The sequence below is a fragment of the Haloarcula nitratireducens genome, assembly GCF_019599505.1.
Genome location: NZ_RKLT01000002.1, coordinates 97001 through 117756 on the forward strand (window position 1 = coordinate 97001; position 20756 = coordinate 117756).

Annotated in this window: 18 protein-coding genes; 6 read left to right on the top strand and 12 right to left on the bottom strand. The window is 65.6% G+C overall.

Translation table 11 applies throughout. The features are described from left to right. Nucleotides 1-44: 44 nt before the first annotated feature. Complete coding sequence (locus tag EGH23_RS07155; protein WP_220579333.1) at nucleotides 45-1421, bottom strand: adenylosuccinate synthase; 1377 nt, start codon at nucleotides 1419-1421, stop codon at nucleotides 45-47. A 194-nt stretch (nucleotides 1422-1615) separates the two neighbouring features. On the opposite strand from EGH23_RS07155, the gene EGH23_RS07160 reads away from it, so the two are divergent. Continuing rightward, complete coding sequence (locus tag EGH23_RS07160; protein WP_135304560.1) at nucleotides 1616-1921, top strand: hypothetical protein; 306 nt, start codon at nucleotides 1616-1618, stop codon at nucleotides 1919-1921. A gap of 9 nt (nucleotides 1922-1930) precedes the next feature. On the opposite strand, the gene EGH23_RS07165 is transcribed toward EGH23_RS07160, so the two are convergent. Further along, nucleotides 1931-4291, bottom strand: coding sequence for a DUF7527 domain-containing protein (locus EGH23_RS07165; protein WP_220579334.1), 2361 nt, complete (start codon nucleotides 4289-4291; stop codon nucleotides 1931-1933). A 145-nt stretch (nucleotides 4292-4436) separates the two neighbouring features. On the opposite strand from EGH23_RS07165, the gene EGH23_RS07170 reads away from it, so the two are divergent. The 4 genes from EGH23_RS07170 to EGH23_RS07185 all read left to right on the top strand — a co-directional run bounded on the left by EGH23_RS07170 (nucleotide 4437) and on the right by EGH23_RS07185 (nucleotide 7567). Further along, nucleotides 4437-4832: a DUF7541 family protein gene (locus tag EGH23_RS07170; protein ID WP_220579335.1), complete on the top strand. Its 396-nt coding sequence runs from the start codon at nucleotides 4437-4439 to the stop codon at nucleotides 4830-4832. 48 nt (nucleotides 4833-4880) lie between these two features. Further along, on the top strand, nucleotides 4881-5225 hold the full coding sequence (locus tag EGH23_RS07175; protein ID WP_236044704.1) for a DUF6684 family protein: 345 nt from the start codon (nucleotides 4881-4883) through the stop codon (nucleotides 5223-5225). 68 nt (nucleotides 5226-5293) lie between these two features. Further along, the gene (locus EGH23_RS07180; protein ID WP_220579336.1) at nucleotides 5294-7084 is read left to right on the top strand and encodes a cytochrome c oxidase subunit I; all 1791 of its coding nucleotides are present in this window, start codon (nucleotides 5294-5296) and stop codon (nucleotides 7082-7084) included. A gap of 201 nt (nucleotides 7085-7285) precedes the next feature. Then, nucleotides 7286-7567, top strand: coding sequence for a DUF7520 family protein (locus EGH23_RS07185; RefSeq protein WP_220579337.1), 282 nt, complete (start codon nucleotides 7286-7288; stop codon nucleotides 7565-7567). A gap of 77 nt (nucleotides 7568-7644) precedes the next feature. On the opposite strand, the gene EGH23_RS07190 is transcribed toward EGH23_RS07185, so the two are convergent. The 8 genes from EGH23_RS07190 to EGH23_RS07225 form a co-directional block, all read right to left on the bottom strand. Continuing rightward, a complete protein-coding gene (locus EGH23_RS07190; RefSeq protein WP_220579338.1) occupies nucleotides 7645-9348 on the bottom strand; it encodes a methylmalonyl-CoA mutase family protein in 1704 nt (567 codons plus the stop codon). Nucleotides 9349-9420: 72 nt separating this feature from the next. After that, entirely contained in the window at nucleotides 9421-10218 is a 798-nt protein-coding gene (locus EGH23_RS07195; protein WP_220579339.1) for a CBS domain-containing protein, read from the bottom strand. 37 nt (nucleotides 10219-10255) lie between these two features. Then, nucleotides 10256-11797, bottom strand: coding sequence for a DHH family phosphoesterase (locus tag EGH23_RS07200; RefSeq protein WP_220579340.1), 1542 nt, complete (start codon nucleotides 11795-11797; stop codon nucleotides 10256-10258). Nucleotides 11798-11832: 35 nt separating this feature from the next. Beyond that, nucleotides 11833-12261, bottom strand: coding sequence for an HTH-type transcriptional regulator LrpA1 (gene lrpA1 / locus EGH23_RS07205; protein WP_135304551.1), 429 nt, complete (start codon nucleotides 12259-12261; stop codon nucleotides 11833-11835). A 93-nt stretch (nucleotides 12262-12354) separates the two neighbouring features. Next, complete coding sequence (locus EGH23_RS07210; RefSeq protein ID WP_220579341.1) at nucleotides 12355-13293, bottom strand: thiamine pyrophosphate-dependent enzyme; 939 nt, start codon at nucleotides 13291-13293, stop codon at nucleotides 12355-12357. A gap of 2 nt (nucleotides 13294-13295) precedes the next feature. Beyond that, complete coding sequence (locus EGH23_RS07215; protein ID WP_220579342.1) at nucleotides 13296-15194, bottom strand: 2-oxoacid:acceptor oxidoreductase subunit alpha; 1899 nt, start codon at nucleotides 15192-15194, stop codon at nucleotides 13296-13298. A gap of 208 nt (nucleotides 15195-15402) precedes the next feature. Beyond that, a complete protein-coding gene (locus EGH23_RS07220; protein ID WP_220579343.1) occupies nucleotides 15403-16191 on the bottom strand; it encodes an N-acyl homoserine lactonase family protein in 789 nt (262 codons plus the stop codon). Nucleotides 16192-16283: 92 nt separating this feature from the next. Then, nucleotides 16284-17438 (bottom strand): acyl-CoA dehydrogenase family protein, encoded by a 1155-nt coding sequence (locus tag EGH23_RS07225; RefSeq protein ID WP_220579344.1) that lies wholly within the window; start codon nucleotides 17436-17438, stop codon nucleotides 16284-16286. A 127-nt stretch (nucleotides 17439-17565) separates the two neighbouring features. Between EGH23_RS07225 and EGH23_RS07230 the strand changes: the two genes are divergently transcribed. Next, complete coding sequence (locus tag EGH23_RS07230) at nucleotides 17566-18342, top strand: DUF6517 family protein (protein ID WP_220579345.1); 777 nt, start codon at nucleotides 17566-17568, stop codon at nucleotides 18340-18342. 35 nt (nucleotides 18343-18377) lie between these two features. Here the strand turns inward: EGH23_RS07230 and EGH23_RS07235 are convergent, their stop codons facing one another. Together EGH23_RS07235 and EGH23_RS07240 are read right to left on the bottom strand one after the other, a co-directional pair. Further along, entirely contained in the window at nucleotides 18378-20030 is a 1653-nt protein-coding gene (locus EGH23_RS07235) for a long-chain fatty acid--CoA ligase (RefSeq protein ID WP_220579346.1), read from the bottom strand. Nucleotides 20031-20103: 73 nt separating this feature from the next. After that, the gene (locus EGH23_RS07240; RefSeq protein ID WP_220579347.1) at nucleotides 20104-20706 is read right to left on the bottom strand and encodes a chemotaxis protein CheC; all 603 of its coding nucleotides are present in this window, start codon (nucleotides 20704-20706) and stop codon (nucleotides 20104-20106) included. Between the last annotated feature and the right edge of the window lie 50 nt (nucleotides 20707-20756).

Genomic DNA, 20756 nt, shown 5'->3' on the forward strand with positions numbered 1-20756 from the left:
CGTGCCGCGTGACCGGCGGCCCGGAAAATCCGAACTCGCTCGTCTCAGAAGGGACGTTCTCGGACGATCGTCTCGCCGCGGCCCGGCCCGACGCCGATGGCGTAGGCGGGCGTCTCGAGTTCGTCCTCGATGTACTCGACGTACGCTTTCGCGTTCTCGGGCAGCGCTTCGTACCCCTCGGCGGCGGTCTCGGCGGGGTCGAACGCCTCCCAGCCGTCGAAGGTCCGAAGGTTCGCCTCGCACCGCGCCCACTGCTCCGTCGTCGCGGGCATCGACTCGCGCTCCTCGCCGTCGAGCGTGTACGTGTGGCCGACCCTCACCTCGTCGAGTCCGGCGAGCACGTCGAGGTGGTTTATCGCCAGCCCGGTGAAGCCGGAGACGCGAGTCGCGTGGCGGAGCATCGGCATGTCCAGCCAGCCGACCCGACGCGGGCGACCGGTGACGGTGCCGTACTCGCCGCCCTCCTCGCGGATGTAGCGGGCCAGCTCTTCGTCGTCGCCCTCGCCCTGCTCGTCGTAGCCGGGCGTGTCGCCGACGACGCCGCCGAGCTCGGTCGGCAGCGGGCCGCTCCCCACGCGCGTGAGGTACCCCTTCACGATACCGATGACTTCGCCGCCGCCGACGACGCCGGGGCTGACGCCCGTGCCGACGGCCGCGCCGCCCGCCGTCGGGTTCGAGGACGTGACGTAGGGGTAGTTGCCGTGGTCGATGTCGATGATGGTCCCCTGTGCCCCCTCGAACATGACGTTCTGACCGTCGGCCATCGCGTCGGTGAGGAACGCGCCCGCGTTGACGGTCATGCCTTCCTCCTCGAAACGGCGGCCGACCTCGCGGAACTCCTCGTAGAGCGCGTCGACGTCGAAGGCGTCGGGGTCCTCCAACTCGGAGACGTCGAGGCCGTAGACGTCCTCGGCGAGCGCGCGCTTCTGGGGGACGACGTACTCCAGTCGCTCCCGGAGGACCTCGGAGTCCAGCAGGTCGCCGACGCGAACGCCGCGCCGTCCGGCCTTGTCCTCGTAGGTCGGGCCGATCCCGCGACCGGTCGTCCCGACTTCGTCGCCGGACTCGCTCTTGACCTCCTCCTCGATGCCGTCGAGCACGCGGTGGTAGGGGAGGATGACGTGGGCGCGCTCCGCGACGCGAACGTCGGGGTCGAGGCCGCGCTCCTGCAGCGTATCTAGCTCGTCGAACAGCGTACGCGGGTTGACGACGCACCCGTTGCCGAGGACGCCGACCTTGCCGCGGATGGCTCCGCTCGGGACCAAGGAGAGCTTGTACTCCTCGCCCTCGTGGACGACGGTGTGGCCGGCGTTGTCGCCGCCCTGATAGCGCGCGACGACGTCCGCGTCGTCGCCGTACAGGTCGACGATGCCGCCCTTCCCCTCGTCGCCGAGCTGCGAGCCGACGATGGTTACGGTCATCGCCCGCACCTTTCGGGGGCCGTGATAAACAGATTACGGTCCCTCGTCGGCTGGAAACCAGTATCAGAACGCTATCGTCTCCCATGTGAGACGTTACGACGGCTTTAATACCCCGCTCTCCGAAGCCGGAAACCGGCAAAGGCGGGTAGCCGAGGGGAACTTTTAAACCCTCCAAACACAAGTTAACAATTGCCATGATAGACAGGCTTGAGAAGGAAGTCGACATGCTGGAGCGCCATCTGCAGGTGCTGCGCATGGTTATTGAGAACGAGCCTATCGGTATCGTGAAGATGTCCAACGAGACCGGCTACCCCCACCACAAGGTCCGCTACTCGCTTCGCGTCCTCGAGGAGGAGAACCTCATCGAGCCCTCCAGTCAGGGAGCCATCACGACCGAACAGACGGGCGAGTTCGTCGACGACCTAGACGAGAAGATAGACGAGATAATCGAGAAGCTCGAAGGAATGAAGATCGAAGACGCCGCCGAGATCGAAGGGTAACCCCGTTCTCTACAGTTCCGGTACTGCGAGGTGGAACTCCCGGTTTCTCGCCTCGAGCAGACAGAGGTGGTAGCCGTCTTTCCGCGAGAGGTTCACGAAGCTCTTTCGCTTATCGCGGCTGAACAGCCCGCTCGAGGTCGCCTCCTCCGCGGTCTCCAGCGCGCCGGGTTCGAAGAAACTGCTCGTGACCAGGAACGCCGCCGCGAGCGACCCCGACGCGTTGCCGACCCGTTCCGCGTCGCGGACGATGTCGGTCATCTGTCCGTCCGTCGCCGGTTGCCGGGAGTCGTTGATGTTCGCCACGACCAGCGGGTTGCCCATCCGGTCGCGAGCGACCACGTCGAATTGCTCCTGTGAGCGGTGTTGCTTCCCGTCCTCGGTGTAGGTGACCGAGACGTTTCCGTTGAGTTCGGCGCGGTCTATCTCCGGGAGCGCGTCGTACAGGTCACGCATCGCGCTCGCGTGCCCGGTGTCTCTGATCTCGTACAGCAAGTTCCGCACGAGCCAGTCGACGAACCGGTAGTGGATGCTCTCCTGGAGGAACGTCTCGAACTCCTCGCCGTCCACGACGGCGTCGGTCCCGTCGAACTGCGTGTGGTACTCCAGTCGGAGGTTCTCCTCGACCTGCGAGCGGTCGGCGTCGCCGGCGTGGGCCTTCTCCAGGGTCGCCTCGCCCTTCGAGTGATAGCGGACGAAGAGGTTCGTCCCGTCGATGGCTTCGGCCGGCGACAGCCGCGTGCCGGCGTCGGGGGCGTCCTCCTGCGCGTCGCCCAGCCGCCGCTCCAGCCGTTGGATCTCGGTCTTCGCCTCGTCGAGTTCGGTCTGGAGCCGGTCGCGCTCGGCTCTGAGGTCGTCGTTCGTCGCCGAGAGGTCGTCCAGCTCGGTGCGTAGCCGACCGATCTCGGCCTCCTTGGCGTCGAGTTCGCTCTCGACTTCCTCGACCCGTTCCCGCTGCCGGTCCGCCGCCGGCCGGTCTCGCTGTTCGTCGGTCGCCCGCGGCCGTGCCGCCGAACTCGCCGCGTCCGCCGAACGCTCCGTCGTCGTTTCCGTCTCCTGCGGGGCGGCCGACGATTCGACGTCGTTCGAAACGACCGCCGACTCGGCCGCCCTCGTACTCGCAGCCGTCGAGCGGTCGGGGTCCAGCGAGGGGATCGACCGGGTTTCGAGGTCCGTCGTCGTCGCGCCGCCGGTGCCGCTCGCCGCTGTCGGCGACTGGGCGGTCTCACGGGCTTTCGGCGCCGTCTGTGGCGGCTGCGCCGGATCTGTCGGACCCGAGGCCGCCGAATCGCCGCCGGGCGAGGACTGCGACGCGGGACCGTTCGTCTCGGACGCTCGCTCCGCACTCGCCGTCGTCTCGGCCGTCTCCGGCGCGGACTGCCGCGACGACTCGGACGAACCCGTCGTCGAGCCGTCGGTCGTCGACTCCCCGGTCTCGGTCGCCTCGGCTCCGTCCGTCTGCTCGCGCTCGGTCGGCTGTGCCGCCGAACTCGACCGCCGTCTCTCGGCATCGGGGCCCGCGACTCCCTGGTCGGTGCCCGCCGCCTTCGACCCCGGCGGCCCGCCGGTCGCCGGTCCAGATCTCCGTTCGGTCGCCGGGTCGTCGTTCGCGTCATCCGCCGCGTCGGCCGCCGTCGGCGACTCGGACTGGTCGGCCGTCTCGACCGAATCGTCGGAATCGACCGCCTCGCCCGAGCCGATCGGTTCCGCGGTCTCGTCGGCCGACTCTCCCTCGCTCGCTACCGGTTCCGTCTCGGCCTCGTTCGCGTCGGCGTCGTCCGTTTCGGCGGTCCCGACAGCCCCGGCCGCCGCTCCGCCGGTATCCGGTTCGGCGGGTTCCGGGATTTCGACCGGCGAGATGTCGACCGGCTTGACCTCGTAAATGCCGACTTCGTCGTCGGCCTGTTCGAACGCGTCGTCGTCGGTAACGAGGCGGTCGGCGCTACCGACCCAGGCGACGCTCATCGACCGGCCGCCGTGGTAGACCTGGTAGTAATCGCCAGAGAGGACGTTCTCCGAGAGCTCGACGAACCCGGTGAAGTTGCCGTCCGAGAGCGTCTCGTTCACCTCGGAGAGCGGCGTGTCCTGCGTGTAGTACTTCGCCCGGACCTCGTCGGCGCGCTCTTGCATCACCGCGAGCAACGGGAGCGCCTCGTGGGGCGCTCGCCGGGCGGTGCCGTCCCCGCCCTCGAAGTCCTCGATATCGCCCTCCAAGATGCCGACGACCGTGCCGCCCACCATGAACAGCCGCGTCGGCCCGCTGACGACGGCACCGGAGAACTCATCGGCGGCGAGAGCCCGAAGCCCCTCGTAGCCGCCCTCGAAGGGCACCGACTCCCACTCTGAAACCAGTTCTACCGTGCGCGTGCTCATTACCTTCATCAAACCGCATGGTAGACAAATAGTTTGTGCCCCCGTCAGACGCTCGGCGGAACGGCCGGTCCGCGCCGCCGCTCGCGCTCGCGTTGCGGGCGCGGGACTCCGATGGGCATATGTCGCCCGACTGCCAACGTCGGGTATGGAAGAGCAACCGGGGTTGAGCGACCAGTATCGAACGGCCAGTCCGTGGCCGGTGTTCGTCGCCCTCGGACTGACACTCTCGGAGATCGGCGTCTTCATCGGTCTGTTCCCGGTCGCGGTGTTCGGCCTCATTCTCTTCGGCGGGAGCATCGCCGGCATCCTCACCGAGTCGGGCTACGCCGAGCGGCCGTGGCCGACGCTGCTGGCCGTCGGCGGGATTCTTTCCGTCCTCGCGCTCGCGATCGGCGTCCTCCAGCTACCGATGTCCGCGTTCACGGTGGCGAACGTCGGTGAGGGACCGCTGTTTACCCGGCTCGTGGCCGTCGTCGTCGCCGGCGTCGTGATGATGGCGATGGGCGGCGTCGGATCGGTTCTCGAACAGACCAAAGTCTGAGCGAAACCAACAGTCTATTTACCGGCCTACGCTAACCCGGGAACATACATGGCACTACTCGGGTTCGAAAGGGATACCCTGCTCGACCTTACCGTCAACGTCATCCCGCTAGGTATCATGGTCTTTTTCATCGGGCTGTTCTTGGTCGTGCCCGCGTTCGGGACCAACGTTCTCTTCAGCACACTCCAGTTCCTCCTGATATTCGTCCACGTCGTTCTGCTGGCGATTCTGACGTACTACGCCGGCCGGGCTATCGAGGGCGCCGAGGAAGAGGAGCGGAACGCCCAGCAGGCCAGCGCCGTCGAAGAACCGCCGGGCGAAGTGACCGGTCTCGACGACACCGGCGTCGAGGACGAACGCGCCCTCGAAGACGGCGAGAGCGACGACAACTAATCGAGAGCGGTCGAGCGAACCGCGCCGGAACCGCCCCTTTCATTATCGCCCAGTCCTGAGGTGCGACCATGGCAGCAGGAGATCTAGTGTTGACGGGGTTGATGGCCTTCCTCCTCGTCGCCGTCGCCGCGCTACTCACGCGCATCGAGAACTGGCGGTCCTATACGCCGCTCGCGGGCGGCGGGACCGCGACGGGCGAAACCGTCGTGCATCGGGAGAAGCCCACAGGCATCATTCGCTGGCTAACCACGGTCGACCACAAGGACATCGGACTGCTGTACGGGACGTACGGCATCATCGCCTTCGCGGTCGGCGGTCTCATGGCGATGGCGATTCGCCTCCAGCTGGTCACCCCGGGTGGCGCGCTCATGGGGACGAGCGCGTACAACTCCATCCTGACCAGCCACGGCATCACGATGCTGTTCCTGTTCGGGACGCCAATCATCGCGGCGTTCGCGAACTACTTCATCCCGCTGCTCATCGGGGCCGACGACATGGCGTTCCCGCGCATCAACGCCATCGCGTTCTGGTTGCTTCCTCCGGCAGCACTCCTCATCTGGGCCGGGTTCTTCCTCGCACCGGTCACCGAGAACATGATCGAACCCGCCCAGACCGCCTGGACGATGTACACGCCGCTGTCCGTCGAGCAGGCGAACCCCGGCGTGGACCTGATGTTGCTCGGGCTGCACCTCTCCGGTGTCGCCGCCACCATAGGTGCGATCAACTTCATCGCCACCATCTTCACCGAGCGTGACACCGAGGTGACCTGGGCCAACCTCGACATCTTCTCGTGGACCATGCTGACCCAGTCGGCGCTCATCCTCTTCGCGTTCCCGCTGCTCGGAAGCGCTATCGTCATGCTGCTGCTCGACCGGAACCTCGGGACGGCGTTCTTCGCCGTGGAGGGCGGCGGACCGCTGCTGTGGCAACACCTGTTCTGGTTCTTCGGCCACCCCGAGGTGTACATCCTCGTCCTCCCGCCGATGGGACTGGTGAGCCTCATCCTGCCGAAGTTCGCGGGTCGGAAGCTGTTCGGCTTCAAGTTCGTCGTCTACTCGACGCTCGCTATCGGCGTCCTCTCGTTCGGCGTCTGGGCTCACCACATGTTCTCGACGGGCATGGACCCGCGCCTGCGAGCCTCGTTCATGGCGGTCTCACTGGCGATCGCCATACCGAGCGCCGTCAAGACGTTCAACTGGATCACGACGCTGTGGAACGGCCGGCTGCGCTTGAACACGCCCATGCTGTTCTGCATCGGGTTCGTCTCTAACTTCATCATCGGCGGCGTCACCGGCGTCTTCCTCGCCTCGATTCCCGTCGACATGGTGCTTCACGACACCTACTACGTCGTCGGTCACTTCCACTACGTCGTGATGGGCGCCATCGGCTTCGCGGCCTTCGCCGGCATCTACTACTGGTTCCCCATCTTCACCGGCCGGATGTACCAGCGCACCCTCGGGAAAGCGCACTTCTGGCTCTCGATGATCGGGACCAACGTCACGTTCTTCGCCATGCTGGCGCTCGGTTACCTCGGAATGCCGCGCCGGTACGCGACCTACGAATTCAACGGTGCGATCGCGCCGCTGGCGCAGGTCGAGACGTTCCACATCCTGGCCTCCGTCGGTGCGGTCATCCTCTTCATCGGCCAGCTGTTCTTCGTCTGGAACATCGTCCAGTCCTGGCTCGAAGCGCCGAAAGTCGAGGACGGCGACCCGTGGAACCTCGAACGCGACGACATGCTGGACCGCGAGTTCCAGTGGTTCGACCGAAAGCTTCAGACCGCCGTCACGGACGGCGGCGAAGACGAGGAAGAGCAGTCGATGCTGCCCGACGGCGGGCGGCCTGAAGACGACGACTGACGGCGGCGACGCTCGAAGCCTTTTCGCGTGCGATCGTTCGACGGTGAGATCACGCCGCGCCCGAGACGAGGACGATCGCCGTCACGAACATCATCAGCGCGATACCGGAGAGAACGACGAACAGCAGTTCTTTCTGTGACATAGCGAGACTACGGGACCGAAGTGAAAAAGGCTAATCGTCTCGCCCGCCTACCACCGACCATGACCGAACAGCACGCGGGGACGCCCGGCGAGAAAGTCGTCGCCCAGTTGTACGTGATCATCGTCGCGCTATCGGGCGTGATGGGATTCGTACTGGGCACCATCCGCCCCGCCGACCTCGACCCGCAACTGTTCGGGGTCATCCAACTCCCGCCGACGCCGTTCGGCGTGGCGCTGTACGGCGTCGGAACGGTCGGGACCGGCCTGGGAATACTGTTGGCGCTGGTCGTCTACGTCTCGCGGCGAACCGAGGGCGCGGGCGGCGAGCGCGAGCCGCAGTAGCTCGTCCGGATCGCCGTAGCGATCTACCGGTACGCGTCGACCTCGTCGGCGCTATCTGAAAACCACAGCAGTTCGTATCACGCCACGCCCGCCGTCTCGCGGTAGCTCCCGTACTTCGCTTCGAACACCGCCATGATCTCGCCCATCGTCGCGTACGCCTTGACGGCGTCGACGACGGCGGGCATCACGTTCTCGTCGGCCTCGACGCGCTCGCGGAGGTCGTCGAGCGCGGCCTCGACCTCGCTCTCGTCCCGATCGGCCTTCGCCTCGGCCAACCGTTCGCGCTGGCGCTCCTGGACCGCCTCGTCGACTTTCAGCACCTCGGGTTCGGTCTCCTCTTCGACCGCGTAGGCGTTGACGCCGACGACGACTTCCTCCTCGCGTTCGACGCGCTCCTGGTACTCGTAGGCCGAATCCTGTATCTCCCGCTGGAAGTATCCCTGTTCGATGCCCGTCAGGACGCCCTCTCTCACCGATCCGTCGCCCAGTTCCTCGCGGACGTGGTCGATGTGAGCCATCGCCTTCTCCTCCATCTCGTCGGTCAGCGCCTCGACGGCGAAACTGCCGCCCAGCGGGTCGACGATGTCGGCCGCGCCCGACTCCTCGCCGATGATCTGCTGGGTGCGGAGCGCGACCCGGACGGCCTCCTCGCTCGGGAGCGCCAGCGCCTCGTCGAAGCTGTTGGTGTGGAGGCTCTGCGTGCCGCCCAGCACGCCCGCGAGCGCCTGGATCGTCACGCGAACGACGTTGTTGAGCGGTTGCTGGGCGGTCAGCGACTGCCCGGCGGTCTGGGTGTGGAACTTCAGTTGCTTGCTCGCGTCCGCTTCGGCCCCGTACCACTCGTCCATCGCGCGGGCGTAGATGCGCCGGGCCGCGCGGAACTTCGCGACCTCCTCGAAGATGGAGTTGTGCGAGTTGAAGAAAAAGGAGAGCTGGGGCGCGAACTCGTCGACGTCGAGGCCGCGTTCGATGCAGTCCTCGACGTAGGCGAAGCCGTCGGCGAGGGTGAAGGCCAGTTCCTCGACGGCCGTCGATCCGGCCTCGCGGATGTGATAGCCCGAGACGGAGACGGGCTTGAACTTCGGCGTCTCTCGGCAGGCGAACTCGATGACGTCCGTGACGAGTTTCAGCGACGGTTCCGGCGGAACGACCCACTCCTTCTGTGCGATGAACTCCTTGAACATGTCGTTCTGGAGGGTGCCTCGGATCTCCTCGCGAGGGACGCCCTGCCGGTCGGCCAGCGCGAGGTACATCGCGTAGACGACCGGCGCGCTGGGGTTGATGGTGAAGGAGGTAGAGACCTCGCCCACGTCGATGCCGTCGAACAGTCGTTCCATGTCCGCGAGCGTGTCGACGGCGACGCCCTCCTTGCCCACCTCGCCGTCGGCCATCGCGTCGTCGGAGTCGATGCCCATCAGGGTCGGCATGTCGAAGGCCGTCGAGAGCCCGGTCTGTCCCTCGTCGATGAGGTAGTGAAACCGCTCGTTGGTCTCGGTGGCGGTGCCGAACCCGGCGAACTGACGCATCGTCCACTGACGACCGCGGTACATCGTCGGGTAGACGCCGCGCGTGTACGGCTCCTCGCCCGGGAACCCGACGTCGTCTTCGTAGTCGATATCGCTCACGTCAAGCGGCGTGTACAGGCGGTCGACTTCGAGGTTAGAGACGGTGGCGAACCGGTCGCGCCGTTCGCCGTGGGTCGAGAGGGCGGGATCGAGCGTCTCGGCTTCCCACTCGTCCTTCGACTCCCGAATCGACCGGAGGTCCTCCTCGTCGAACATACCGCGCAATTTGTCACCAGTTAGCAAGAGTTTTCGGGCGACCGAGAGTGTACGCACGCGCCGCCCGAAGGTTCACTCCTCGTCCTGTAACCGCTGTGTCGTCTCGACGAGCGGATGTCTCCCGTAGTCGACCACTTCGATGTCGTCGATGCGTTCGAGGTCCGAGTCGGCGGCCGTCTCGGCCATCCCCAGTTCGACCGGTTCGTCGAGGACGATGACGTAGGCGTCCATCTCGTCGATATCCAGGCGGGCCGCCGCCTTCACGCGGTGGTGTCCGTCGGCCAACAGGAGGTCCCCGTCGTTGTCGATGACGACGAGCGGTTCGGCCAGTCCACGTTCGAGTTCGTAGACCCGCCCCTCCAGCTCGTCCGCGTACACGGTCGTCTGCGTCGGCGTCAGGTCCGAAAGCGTCACCTGCCGGTGGTCCTCGTGGGACGTTATATCGTGGATGTTCTCCAAGGTCCGGCCGAGCTTGTCGACCTTGTCCGGCGTGGCTCGCTCGATGTGCGACCGGATCACGTCGGCGTTCGAGATGATGCCGACGAGGTGACCCGCGTCGTCGACTACCGGCAGTTTCTGGATGCCCGACCGGAGGATGACCCGAGCGGCGTCTTGAACGGCCATGTCCGGGTGGGCGACGAGGATGTTCTCGCTCATCACCCGAAACATCGGTTCGTGGTCGGCCGCGAGCAGGAGGTCGCGCGCGCTGACGAACCCCTCGACGCGCCGGCCGTCCGTCACCGGGAAGCCGCTGAAGTCGTCGCTCTCGGCGATCCGTTTGGCCACCTCGGCGACGGTGTCGTCGAGTTCGACGGTCGCCACGTCGCGGGTCATGTACTCCCCGACCGTCGGACGACTCGGTTCTTCCATCGCTCCGATTACTCCACCGAGCGAGAAAAAGCCTCGGCTACTCCTCTTCGGTGTCGGTGTCGGCGTCGGCGTCCTCTAGCAGCGTCGGGTCCGCGTCGCTCGTGACCTCCGCGTACTTCTCCGGGCCGAACTCCGTGGCGGTGTAGACGCTCCCGAGCAGGCGGTGTGATCGCGACTGTACGGCGTCGAGGAACCGATCGTTGACGACCGAGCGGACGATGTCTTCGAGCGACTCCTCGCGGTCCTCGACGGAATCGAGGACGCCGAGGGTGATCTGTGCGCCGGCCATGTCGGCGTGACCGCCCGCCGAGCCGATCTGTCCGAACGCGTCGCGCATCGCCTCGCCGAGGTCGATGTCGGCTCCGCGCGCCCGAGCGGAGGCGTAGATGGTTCCGTCGAGGACGCCGTACACCATCGTCGCCTGCACGTCTTCGAGGTCGAGCAACCGGTCCGCGGCCTGTGCCAGCGCGTCGCGGTCGGAGAGTTCGCCGACGCAACTCAACAGCACCGACCCCTCCTGTTCGCGGTTGTCGATGGCGCGGCCGATTATCGAGAGCGTCTCGGCGCTGACGCTCGGGTCTTCGATGCGCTGGAGCGCTCCCATGTCTGCCCGCGAGACCAGGTGTGCGGCGGCCTCGAAGTCCTCGGCCGAGACCTCCCGCCGGAAGTCCTTGGTATCGACCCGGATGCCGAAGAGCAGTCCCGTGGCGATGGGCTCCGGGATCTCGATCTCGAAGCGCTGGAAGTAATCGACGAGCAGGGTGCTCGTCGCTCCGGCCGCGCTCCGCAGGTCGACGTACCGGGCTTCGACCGGGAACCGCGGCGGGTGGTGGTCGATGACGACGTCGACGTCTAAGTCCTCCGGTAGCTGGTCGTTGACGCCGGGGCGGGAGTGATCGACGAGCGCGAATCCGTCGTAGTGGTCCAGCGCGTCCGGGTCCTCGGCGTCTAAGTTCACGAGGTCGTACTCGAGGAGGTTGACGAACGCGCGGTTCTCCTGGTGGGAGATCGAACCGTAGTAACAGACCGAGACGGTACAGCCGACCCGTTCGGCGAGGGCCCCGAGCGCGACGGCGCTGGCGATGGCGTCGGGGTCGGGGTTGTCGTGCGTGACGATGGCGAGGTGGCCCTCGACGTCCCGGAGAGCGCGCTGGAGCTGTCGGGCGCGGGTCCCGTCTGTCCCGACCGTCCGACCGAGTCGCTCGGTGACGATGCTCGCCGGGTCGACGACTCTGTCGGCGTTCGCCTCGATCTCGGCCCGCTGTTCCATCGAGACGTCGTAGCCGGTGTAACACAGACAGAACGCGTCGGCGAATAGCTCACCGACGACGGCCGCCGCCGCGGCGTTGTCGGCGGCGTCCTCGGTGGCGACGATGACCGTCTCCGGGACGACGTCGAGCCCGTCGAGAACGGCGCGGTCCGCGGTGTCGCCGACGGTGACGGCGGTTCCCTCGGTTCGCAACGTCTCGGCGCGGTGCTCGTCGGCGGTCACGACGTGAATCGATCCGTTGTCGTCACTGAGAGCGTCGACGAGGGCGAGCGCGGTGGACCCGGCTCCCAGTACCAACCGAGACGGCATAGCTCTCTGTCGGCGTCGGAGTCCCTAAAAACCCGTTACTTCAATCGCTCCTGCAGGAACGACGGATGCGCGGCGGTGACGCCGTCCAGCGTGAGTATCTCTTCCTCGATGACGGCGGCCAGCGAGTCCCCGTCGTCCGCTCGGACCTCCGCCATCAGCATGTGGTCGCCGCTCGACGTGTACAGCGCCTCGACGGCGGGGACGTCCTTGAGCTTGCGCGTCGCCTCCACGTAGCGTTCGCTCGCGACGTCCATGCCGACCATCGCGATAGACTGTCCGGCGAGTTTCTTCGGGTCGATATCCGCGGAGTACCCGACGATGACGCCCTCGTCTTCGAGTTTCTTGATGTACTTTCTGACCGTCGGCTTCGAGACGTTGGCCCGATCGGCGATCTCCGCGTATGATGCCTGTGCGTCCTCTTCGAGGACCGACAGGATCCGACGCTCCGTAGACTCGGCACTCATGGAGCAATATTTACGATGCAAGAAAAAATATCTTCCGAACCAGAAACCGGCGTTCTGGCCGTCGAAGGTGGGGTCGCCCTGACCGGGAGACCCTTACTTGTGGTGTTCGAGCAGGTTGTCGTAGGTCCGCTCCCACTCGGCGTCCTCGTCGAAGTACCGCTCTGCGAGCGGCTCCTCGGGCATCTCGCCGATCTGGCGCTTCTCCTGTCCGTAGGAGGGGCGGCCGTCCTCGACGTAGTAGCGGCCGGTCAGCACTTCGCCCTCGTGGAGCTTGTTCTCCGTCTCGAACATCATCTCGGAGGCCTCCTGCCGGTTCGAGACGTCGAAGTCGTAGTCGTCGGACTGCTGGATGTCCGTGTAGGGGACGTACTGCTTCGCGTCCTTGTTCCAGGTCGGGCACTGGGTCAGGAAGTCGATGTGCGCGAAGCCGTCGTGTTCGATGGCCTCGGCGATGATCTCCTTGGCCTGGTTCGGGTTGACGGCGGCGGTCCGGGCGATGTAGGTCGCACCGGCGTTGAGCGACTGCGACAGCGGTCGGATCGGCGTCTTCGCCGACCCGTGGGGCTGGGTCTTGGACTTGTGACCCTTCGGCGACGTGGGCGAGGTCTGCCCCTTCGTCAGGCCGAAGATCTCGTTGTTGAACACGATGTACGTCATGTCGTGGTTCTCACGAGCGGTGTGGATGAAGTGGTTCCCACCGATGCCGTAGCCGTCGCCGTCGCCGCCGGCGGCGATGACTTCCACGTCCGGGTTGGCCAGCTTCGCGGCCCGGGCGACGGGCAGCGAGCGGCCGTGGATGGTGTGGAAGCCGTAACTGTTGAAGTAGCTGTTCAGCTTGCCCGAACAGCCGATACCGGTGAACAGCGCGACCTCGTCGGGGTTGCGCCCGACCTCCGGCATGGCCTGTTTCAGCGCCTTGAGGACGCCGAAGTCGCCACAGCCCGGACACCAGGTCGCCTGCGGTTCGATTCCCGGTGTGAACTCGTCTCGCTCTATCTCGCGGTCGTCGCCGATTGCGCTAAATGCACTCATAGTTAGTCACCCGCTGCGGGGAGGTACTTCATGTTGCTCGCGGCGAGGTCCTCGCCGTTGATGCTGGTCTCGAAGCCGTCGACGATTTCCTCGGGTTCGAAGGGGTTGCCGTTGTACTTGAGCAAGCTCGAGAGCTTGTCGCCGTACTTGCCGATCTCCTTCTGCGTGAGCCCGCGGAACTGCGCCGAGGCGTTCATCTCGACGACCAGCGCCTCGTCGACGGAGTCGAGCCACTCGCTGACTTCGTCGACGGGGTAGGGCATCATGTCGGATACGCCTAACGCCTTCACGGAGTGACCGTCCTCGTTGAGTCGGTCGACGGACTCGAAGACGGTGTCCTGTTGGCTGCCCCAGACGAGGATGCCGTGGTCGGCGTCCTCCGGCCCGTGATAGGTCTGGTGGCTCGTGTTCTCGTCTAAGTCTGCCCGGATGTCGTCGAGCTTGTTCATCCGACGCTCCATCTGAGCGATGCGGTTCTCGGGGTCCTCGCTGATGTGACCCGAGGGGTTGTGCTCGTTCCCGGTCGCCAGATAACGGCCGTCCTTCTGGCCGGGGACCGAGCGCGGACTGACGTTCGAGCCGTCCGCCGGTTCGTGGAGGAACCGCTGGAACTTACCCGAGGCGTGGTGTGCCGCCTCCTGGATCTCGTCCTCGGTCAGCACCGACCCGGGGTCGGCGTTGGCCTCTTCGTCGAAGTGACTGGCGGGCACGTTCCGGAGCTCGCCCTGGATCTTCTGGTCGTAGACGACGATGGTCGGGATCTGGTACTCGTAGGCGATGCGGAACGCCGAGCGCGTCTGCGTGTAGCACTCGCGGATGTTCGCGGGCGCGAAGACGACGCGCGCGGAGTCGCCCTGCGAGGTGTACAGGACGTGTTCTAAGTCGGCCTGTTCGGGCTTGGTCGGCATCCCGGTCGAGGGACCGGCGCGCATCGCTTCGACCAGCACGAGCGGCGTCTCGGTCATCTCCGCGAGACCGAGCGGTTCGGACATCAGCGCGAAGCCGCCGCCCGAGGAGCCGGACATGGACTTGACGCCCATGTGCGAGGCCCCCAGCGCCAGCGCCGCCGCGGCGATCTCGTCCTCGACCTGCTCGGAGATCCCGCCGAACTCCGGCAGGTGTTGGGACATGATGGTGAAGACGTCGGTCCACGGGGTCATCGGGTACCCGGAGATGAACCGACAGCCCTCGTCGAGCGCGCCGTAGGAGATGGCGTTCGACCCCGAGAGGATGACCTGCTCCTCGTCGTGGGAGCCGTCCGGAACCTCGATGTCGTGGTCGATATCGAGCTCGGAGGCCGCGTCGTAGGCGTCCTCCAGGACGTTGAGGTTCGCTTCCTGCATGTCGCCGGCCATGTTCTGCTCGATGAGCTGTTCGAACTCCGAGGTGTCGATGTCGAGGATGGCGGCGGTCGCACCGATACCCGCCGTGTTCCGCATGATCTCTCGCCCGTGTTCCTTGGCGATGCCGCGCAGGTCCATCGGGACGAGGTGCCAGCCGTTCTCCTCGGCCTGCTCTTCGAGCTCTATCTCCTCGACGTCCGATTCGTCGAGCAGCCCCTCGTCGTACAGGAGAACCCCGCCCTCGCGGAGCTCGTCGAAGTTCTCGTAGAGGGGTTTCAGTTCCTCTTTGCCGTAGTAGGCCTCGTCCTGCGGGTTCCGGGCGAAGGAGTCGCCCAGCGCCAGCAGGAAGTTGTAGCCGTCGCCGCGCGACTGGACCGGTTCGTCCTTCGCGCGTACCTCTACGTACGTGTGGCCGCCCCGGATGCGCGACGGGTAGTGACGATGTGTGAAAACGTGAAGTCCCGAACGCATCAGGGCCTTCGCGAAGTTCTGGCTGGTCGAGTCGATCCCGTCACCGGAACCGCCAGCGATCCGCCAGATTAGTTCGTTGTCTGTCATGGTGAAATCCTCGGCCCCAGCTGTGGTGCCGTACCGGGAGATTGGGGGGCCACGACTAAAGATTTTCCACTATATTAGGGTCCATTAATTGTTATCAATAGCGCGAGGGCTCCTGATTTAACGATTTTTAAGAGTGTGGTGTGATTACTCACCTCATATCGGCCATCGAACGGTATCCCCGCCGGAGAGTCGGGACCGAATCGGGCGATCAGTCCGCCAATCGTTCGAAGACGTCGAGGTCGTGACCGAGTAGGATCTCGGCGTCGGTCTCCCGCTGGAGGTCCCGACAGCGTTCCAGACTCGCCTTCCACGCGCCGTTGTTCCAGAGGAGCCCGGTCGCCATCGGCCGGCCCTCGTAGTTGGCCTCGACGTAGGCCTCGTCGCCGACTACCAACAGCGGGGCGTCCGGTCGCTCGACGAGCGCGCCGAGCAGTCCCGGCGTGTGCCCGGGCAGGTGGAGCAGTTCGACGCCGTCGGTGAGGTGGTAGCTGTCGCCGTGGACGACCCGCCAGTTCAGGTCGCGGTCGAAATCGCGCTGGAGGTACGCGATAGAGCCCTCGTCCGTGTTCGCGCTGAAGTACGCGAAGGGGAGTTCCTCGCGGTGGACGTATATCGGAACGTCCGTGCCTTCGAAGGCGCGGAGGCCCCCGGCGTGGTCGAGGTGGAGGTGGCTCATCACCACGGCGTCGATGTCGTCGAGTCCGTACCCTGCGTCGTCAAGGTCTGCTTCGAGGGGGTGGTCAGCCGCGTCGACGTGGGCGAACGCCTCGTACAGCGGCTCGGGCCAGTAGCCGTCGCCGGCCTCCGGGTGCGAGCCGGTGTCCCACAGAACCGTCAGCTCGGGCGTCTCGATCACGAGGTTCCAGACGACGTACGTCTCGTAGTCGTGGGTCGGCTCCCGGTTCGACGCAGTGGCGACGCTGTGGCCGTCGACGACGAAGTTCCGGTCGGCCTTCACGCGCCCGCGGTCGACGAACGTGACAGTGAGGTCGTCCATGCGCAGTGTAGGTCGGCTGACGAGAAAAACGCGGCGTGCGGACAGTTCGCACACCTAGCTGGGGCCGTCGGGACGGATCGATGTCCGTTCCTCTACTGCGGGGTCTGCCGGTAGATGAGGTTACGCTGGATGTCGTTCGCCCCCTCGTAGATGACGGGGATGCGAACGTCGCGGTAGACGCGGGCGATGCGGTTCTCGGTCAGGACCGAGCGGCCGCCGTGGAGCTGCATCCCCTTCTCGGCGCAGTCGGTGGCGGCCTCGGTCGCCTTCGTCTTCGCAAGGGCGGCCCAGTAGCCCGCGTTCTCCTGATCCGCGACGCGGTCGGCGGCGTCCCACGTCAGCGACCGCGCGGACTGGAAGGCCAGTTGCATGTCGGCGAGCTTGTGCTGGACGGCCTGGAACTCGTCGACGGTCCGGCCGAACGCCTCGCGGTCGTGGACGAACTCCCACGCCTCCTCGATGGCCGCCGCGGCCATCCCGATACCGTGACCCGCGACGACGACGCGCCCGTGGTTGAAGAACTCCGCGAGCATGTAGAAGCCCGCGCCCTCGGTGCCGACGAGGTTCTCCTCGGGGATGCGGCAGTCGTCGAAGACGATGTGTCCCTGTTTGGAGGCCCGAAAGCCCATCTTCTCGGGGATGTGCTCGGCGTCGTAGCCCTCGGCGTCCGTCGGGACGATGAACATCGAGAAGTTGCCGTAGCGGTTGTCCGGGTCGTCGCCGGTCTTCGCGTAGACGGTGAGCCAGTCGGCCTCGACGGCGTTGCCGACCCAGTACTTCTCCCCGTTGAGCACCCACTCGTCGCCCTCCTTCTCGGCGCTGGTGGTCATGCCGGCGAGGTCGCTCCCGGTCTGGGGTTCCGAGACCGCCAGTCCCGTGATCTGCTCGTTCTGGGCGACCGGTCGGAGGAACTCCTCGTGCTGGTCCTCGTTCCCGTGTTCCTCGACGATTTCCGCGCCGAAACTCGCCAGTTGCAGCGTGAGCGCGATGCCGGCGTCCGCTCGATAGAACTCCTCTGCGACGGCGAGTACCTGATGTAAGTCGAGGCCGCGCCCGCCGAGGTCCTCGCCGAGGTCCTGTGCGACGAGGTCCGCGCTCATCCCCGCTTCGAGGATCTCCCAGGGGTACTCCCCGGACGCGTAGTACTCGGCGGCGTTGGGCGCGATGTGCTCTTGGGCGAACTCACGGGCCTCCTGCTTGACCTCGTGGGCACGTTCGGGTACGGGATACTCGGACAGTAACTCCATGAGGGCAATGATGAATCGTGACAACATATACCTCGTGAAACTCGTAAGAACACCGACGGAGTTGTTTTCTCGAAAAATTTGATAATTAGGACAGTACGTTTTTCCGAGATACCACCAACCGGAGCGTATGGATCGTCGTGACTACCTCACAGCGGGACTGGGCATCGGTGCGGCCGCGCTGAGCGGGTGTTCGTCCTTCTTGGCGGCCGCGGAGACGCCGCGACCCGTCGTCCCCGAAAACCGCCTCGATGCTACTGGCTGGGAAGAGACCGGAGACGAGAGCGGCACCGTCTTGGACGAGAGCTACGGGCCGGTGACGCTCGAAGCGGTCCAGCACACGCTCCAGTTTCAGGACGCCGCCCTCAGGAAGAGCGTCAGGGAACGGACGCTCGGAGAGGTCGACACCGCGCTGTCGATATTCTTCGCCTCCCGAGTCGACTTCAGTCCGAACCTCGACAACCTCCCGGCGGGTGCCGGACAGGCGGAGATCGTCGACCAGGTGCGAGCGAACGCCCGCGAGCAGTTCGAACAGCAGATGGAGAACCAGGGGCTGACGAACGTCGAAGAGGTCGGTACGGGAAGCATCGACATCGATACCGGGGAGACGGCCGAGACGGTGAACCTCTCCGCGGTGTACCCCTTCGAGGGTATCAGCTTCGACGTGAGCGAGGGCAAGAGCGTCGACGTGCCGGCCACGGACATCGCCATCGACGCCTTCCTCGCGGTCTGGCACCACGGCGACTACGTCCTCATCTCCGGTGGGGCACACCCCGCCGAGAACTTCGAGCAGACCATCGAGAGCGACCTGAGCGCGGGTATCAGCGTCTCGGTCGACATCGACCTCGGCCTGCAACCCGAAGCGTATCGGACGGAGACCCGCTCGCTCGTCGCGGGCGTGCGGTAACTCGCGGCAGCTCGGGGCGGCGTCCCGGGAGACGGCTACTCCGGTGCCGCGTCCTCGGGGACGCGACCCTCGACCATCGATTTATCGCCGTACTCCTCGCGGAGCGTCTGTTTGTCGAACTTCCCGGTCGCCGTCTTGGGCACCTCGTCGATGGTGACGACGCTGTCGGGCACCCACCACTTCGGGTACGAGTCGAGGACGTGTTCGCGCAGTTCCCCGGCCAGCGAGTCGGTGTCGGCGTCCTCGGCGGGCACGACGAGCGCGAGCGGCCGTTCCTGCCAGCGTTCGTGGGGGACGCCGATGACCGCCGCCTCCGAGACGCTCTCGTGGGCCATCAGTTCGTTCTCCAGTTCCTGCGAGGAGATCCACTCGCCGCCGCTCTTGATGACGTCCTTCGAGCGGTCGACGATCTTGATGTAGCCGTCCTCGTCGACCGAGACCACGTCGCCGGTCTTCAGGTAGCCGTTCTCGAACTCCTGCTCGGTCGCTTCCGGGCGGGCGAAGTACTCCGTCGTCACCCACGGTCCACGGATGAGGAGTTCCCCGTACGCCTCGCCGTCGTGGGGGACCGCCTCGCCCTCGTCGTCTACGACCTCGAACTCCAGTCCCGGGACGATGAGCCCCTGTTTCGAGCGCTTTTCCAGTTGCGTTTCGTAGTCGGCGTCTTCGAGGTCGTGTTTGAGATGCGAGACAGCGCCGACCGGGGCCGTCTCGGTCATCCCCCACGCGTGGACGAGTTCGACGCCGTGGTCGTCGAAGAAGCGGATCATCGCCTCCGGGGCGGCGCTGCCGCCGACGACCAGCCGATCCAGCGTCGAGAGGTCCACGTCGTTCTCCTTGACGTAGTCCATCAGCCCCAGCCACACCGTCGGGACGCCCGCGGTGATGGTGACGCCCTCCGATTCGATGAGATGAGCGAGGTCCGCTGGCTCCGGTTGCGGGCCGGGGTAGACGTGTTTGGCCCCGCCGGCCGTCGCGGAGAACGGCAGGCCCCACGCGTTGACGTGGAACATCGGAACGACGGGCATCACCACGTCGTCCTCGGCCAGCGGGAGGCCCTGCGGCGTCTGGAGCGCCATCGTGTGCGACCAGAGCATCTGTTGGGTGTACTCGACGCCCTTCGGTCGGCCGGTCGTCCCCGAGGTGTAACAGAGCCCCGCGGGCCGCTCTTCCTCCAGTTCGGGCCAGTCGTACGTCGTCGAGTGGCCGTCGATAAAGGAGTCGTAGGCGACGGCGTCGAGGTCGGTCTCGGGCACCGACTCGCCCATGACGACGAACCGCTCGACGGAGTCGAACGGGTCGGGGTCGTCCGCTACCGCGCCTTCCAATTTCGGAAGGAACGACTGATCGACGAAGATCGTCTCGTCTTCCGCGTTCTCGACGATGTACTGGACGTGTTTATCGGGCAACAGCGGGTTAATGGTGTGGAGTTGCGCTCCCATCCCCGGTATCCCGAAGTACGTCTCGAAGTGACGATGATGGTTCCAGCAGAAGGTCCCGAGTCGTTCGCCGTCGCCGTACCCCGCGTCGTCGAGGGCGTTGGCGAGTTGGGCGACCCGGTCGGCGTAGGTGCCGTAGTCGTACCGCGTAATTCCCTCGTGGGTGCGAGAGACGACCTCGGTATCGGGGTACAGTTGTTCCGCGCGCCACAGGAACGGTCGAAGCGTCTGGGGTGAACCTCCCGGCATACCGTGTGCCTAGTGCTCACCCTACAAGAGGCTATGTGAATTAATCGTGAAAGAACTGCAGTTTCCGCTCCGCTCAGACCTCGATCTGTTGCATGAGACTGACGAGTTCCTCGAGTTCCGGGAACGTGTAGACCTTCACGTTGATGTCCGACTCCAGCGCGTGGACCCGCGAGTCGAACATCAGCGCCATCTCGTTGCCGCGGTCGCCGACCAGTTTGTCGACCATCCCGCTGCCCGGCCCGAACGTGAAGTTCGGCGTCGAGATGTCGATGGTCGTGTCCAGCACGTTCGCCCACCCGTCGATGAACCCGCTGGTCATGATGTTGCCGATCTCCTGGATCGCCGAGCGCTCCATGTCGGTGAATCCCTCGCCGTCGGGGTTCGTCTCGCCCATGTCGCCGATCATGCCCTGGGCGAGGTCCTTCGCGCTCCGGGCGTTGAACAGGAAGAGGATGTAGCCGTGGGGTTTCTCGACCATCTCGATGCTGATGCCGATCTGCTTCTCGTCGCCGATGTGGGTCTTGATGTCCGGGATGTCGATGAAGTTGATCTTCGTTATCTCCATCTCCGTCTCCATCCCCGTCATCTGGCTCAGGTGGTCGGCCACGGTGTTTCCCCCCTCCTTGGCCATCTGGTTGAACAGGCCGAGCTTCCGGATATCTATCATCAGACTCATGCGTAGTCAGTCGGCCCCGACTTGCCGGCCCTCCCACATAAGCTATGCAC

Coding starts and splice junctions, on each gene's coding strand:
- EGH23_RS07155 (WP_220579333.1), bottom strand. CDS start 1,421: ATGACCGTAACCATCGTCGGCTCGCAGCTCGGCGACGAGGGGAAGGGC.
- EGH23_RS07160 (WP_135304560.1), top strand. CDS start 1,616: ATGATAGACAGGCTTGAGAAGGAAGTCGACATGCTGGAGCGCCATCTG.
- EGH23_RS07165 (WP_220579334.1), bottom strand. CDS start 4,291: ATGAGCACGCGCACGGTAGAACTGGTTTCAGAGTGGGAGTCGGTGCCC.
- EGH23_RS07170 (WP_220579335.1), top strand. CDS start 4,437: ATGGAAGAGCAACCGGGGTTGAGCGACCAGTATCGAACGGCCAGTCCG.
- EGH23_RS07175 (WP_236044704.1), top strand. CDS start 4,881: ATGGCACTACTCGGGTTCGAAAGGGATACCCTGCTCGACCTTACCGTC.
- EGH23_RS07180 (WP_220579336.1), top strand. CDS start 5,294: ATGGCAGCAGGAGATCTAGTGTTGACGGGGTTGATGGCCTTCCTCCTC.
- EGH23_RS07185 (WP_220579337.1), top strand. CDS start 7,286: ATGACCGAACAGCACGCGGGGACGCCCGGCGAGAAAGTCGTCGCCCAG.
- EGH23_RS07190 (WP_220579338.1), bottom strand. CDS start 9,348: ATGTTCGACGAGGAGGACCTCCGGTCGATTCGGGAGTCGAAGGACGAG.
- EGH23_RS07195 (WP_220579339.1), bottom strand. CDS start 10,218: ATGGAAGAACCGAGTCGTCCGACGGTCGGGGAGTACATGACCCGCGAC.
- EGH23_RS07200 (WP_220579340.1), bottom strand. CDS start 11,797: ATGCCGTCTCGGTTGGTACTGGGAGCCGGGTCCACCGCGCTCGCCCTC.
- lrpA1 (WP_135304551.1), bottom strand. CDS start 12,261: ATGAGTGCCGAGTCTACGGAGCGTCGGATCCTGTCGGTCCTCGAAGAG.
- EGH23_RS07210 (WP_220579341.1), bottom strand. CDS start 13,293: ATGAGTGCATTTAGCGCAATCGGCGACGACCGCGAGATAGAGCGAGAC.
- EGH23_RS07215 (WP_220579342.1), bottom strand. CDS start 15,194: ATGACAGACAACGAACTAATCTGGCGGATCGCTGGCGGTTCCGGTGAC.
- EGH23_RS07220 (WP_220579343.1), bottom strand. CDS start 16,191: ATGGACGACCTCACTGTCACGTTCGTCGACCGCGGGCGCGTGAAGGCC.
- EGH23_RS07225 (WP_220579344.1), bottom strand. CDS start 17,438: ATGGAGTTACTGTCCGAGTATCCCGTACCCGAACGTGCCCACGAGGTC.
- EGH23_RS07230 (WP_220579345.1), top strand. CDS start 17,566: ATGGATCGTCGTGACTACCTCACAGCGGGACTGGGCATCGGTGCGGCC.
- EGH23_RS07235 (WP_220579346.1), bottom strand. CDS start 20,030: ATGCCGGGAGGTTCACCCCAGACGCTTCGACCGTTCCTGTGGCGCGCG.
- EGH23_RS07240 (WP_220579347.1), bottom strand. CDS start 20,706: ATGAGTCTGATGATAGATATCCGGAAGCTCGGCCTGTTCAACCAGATG.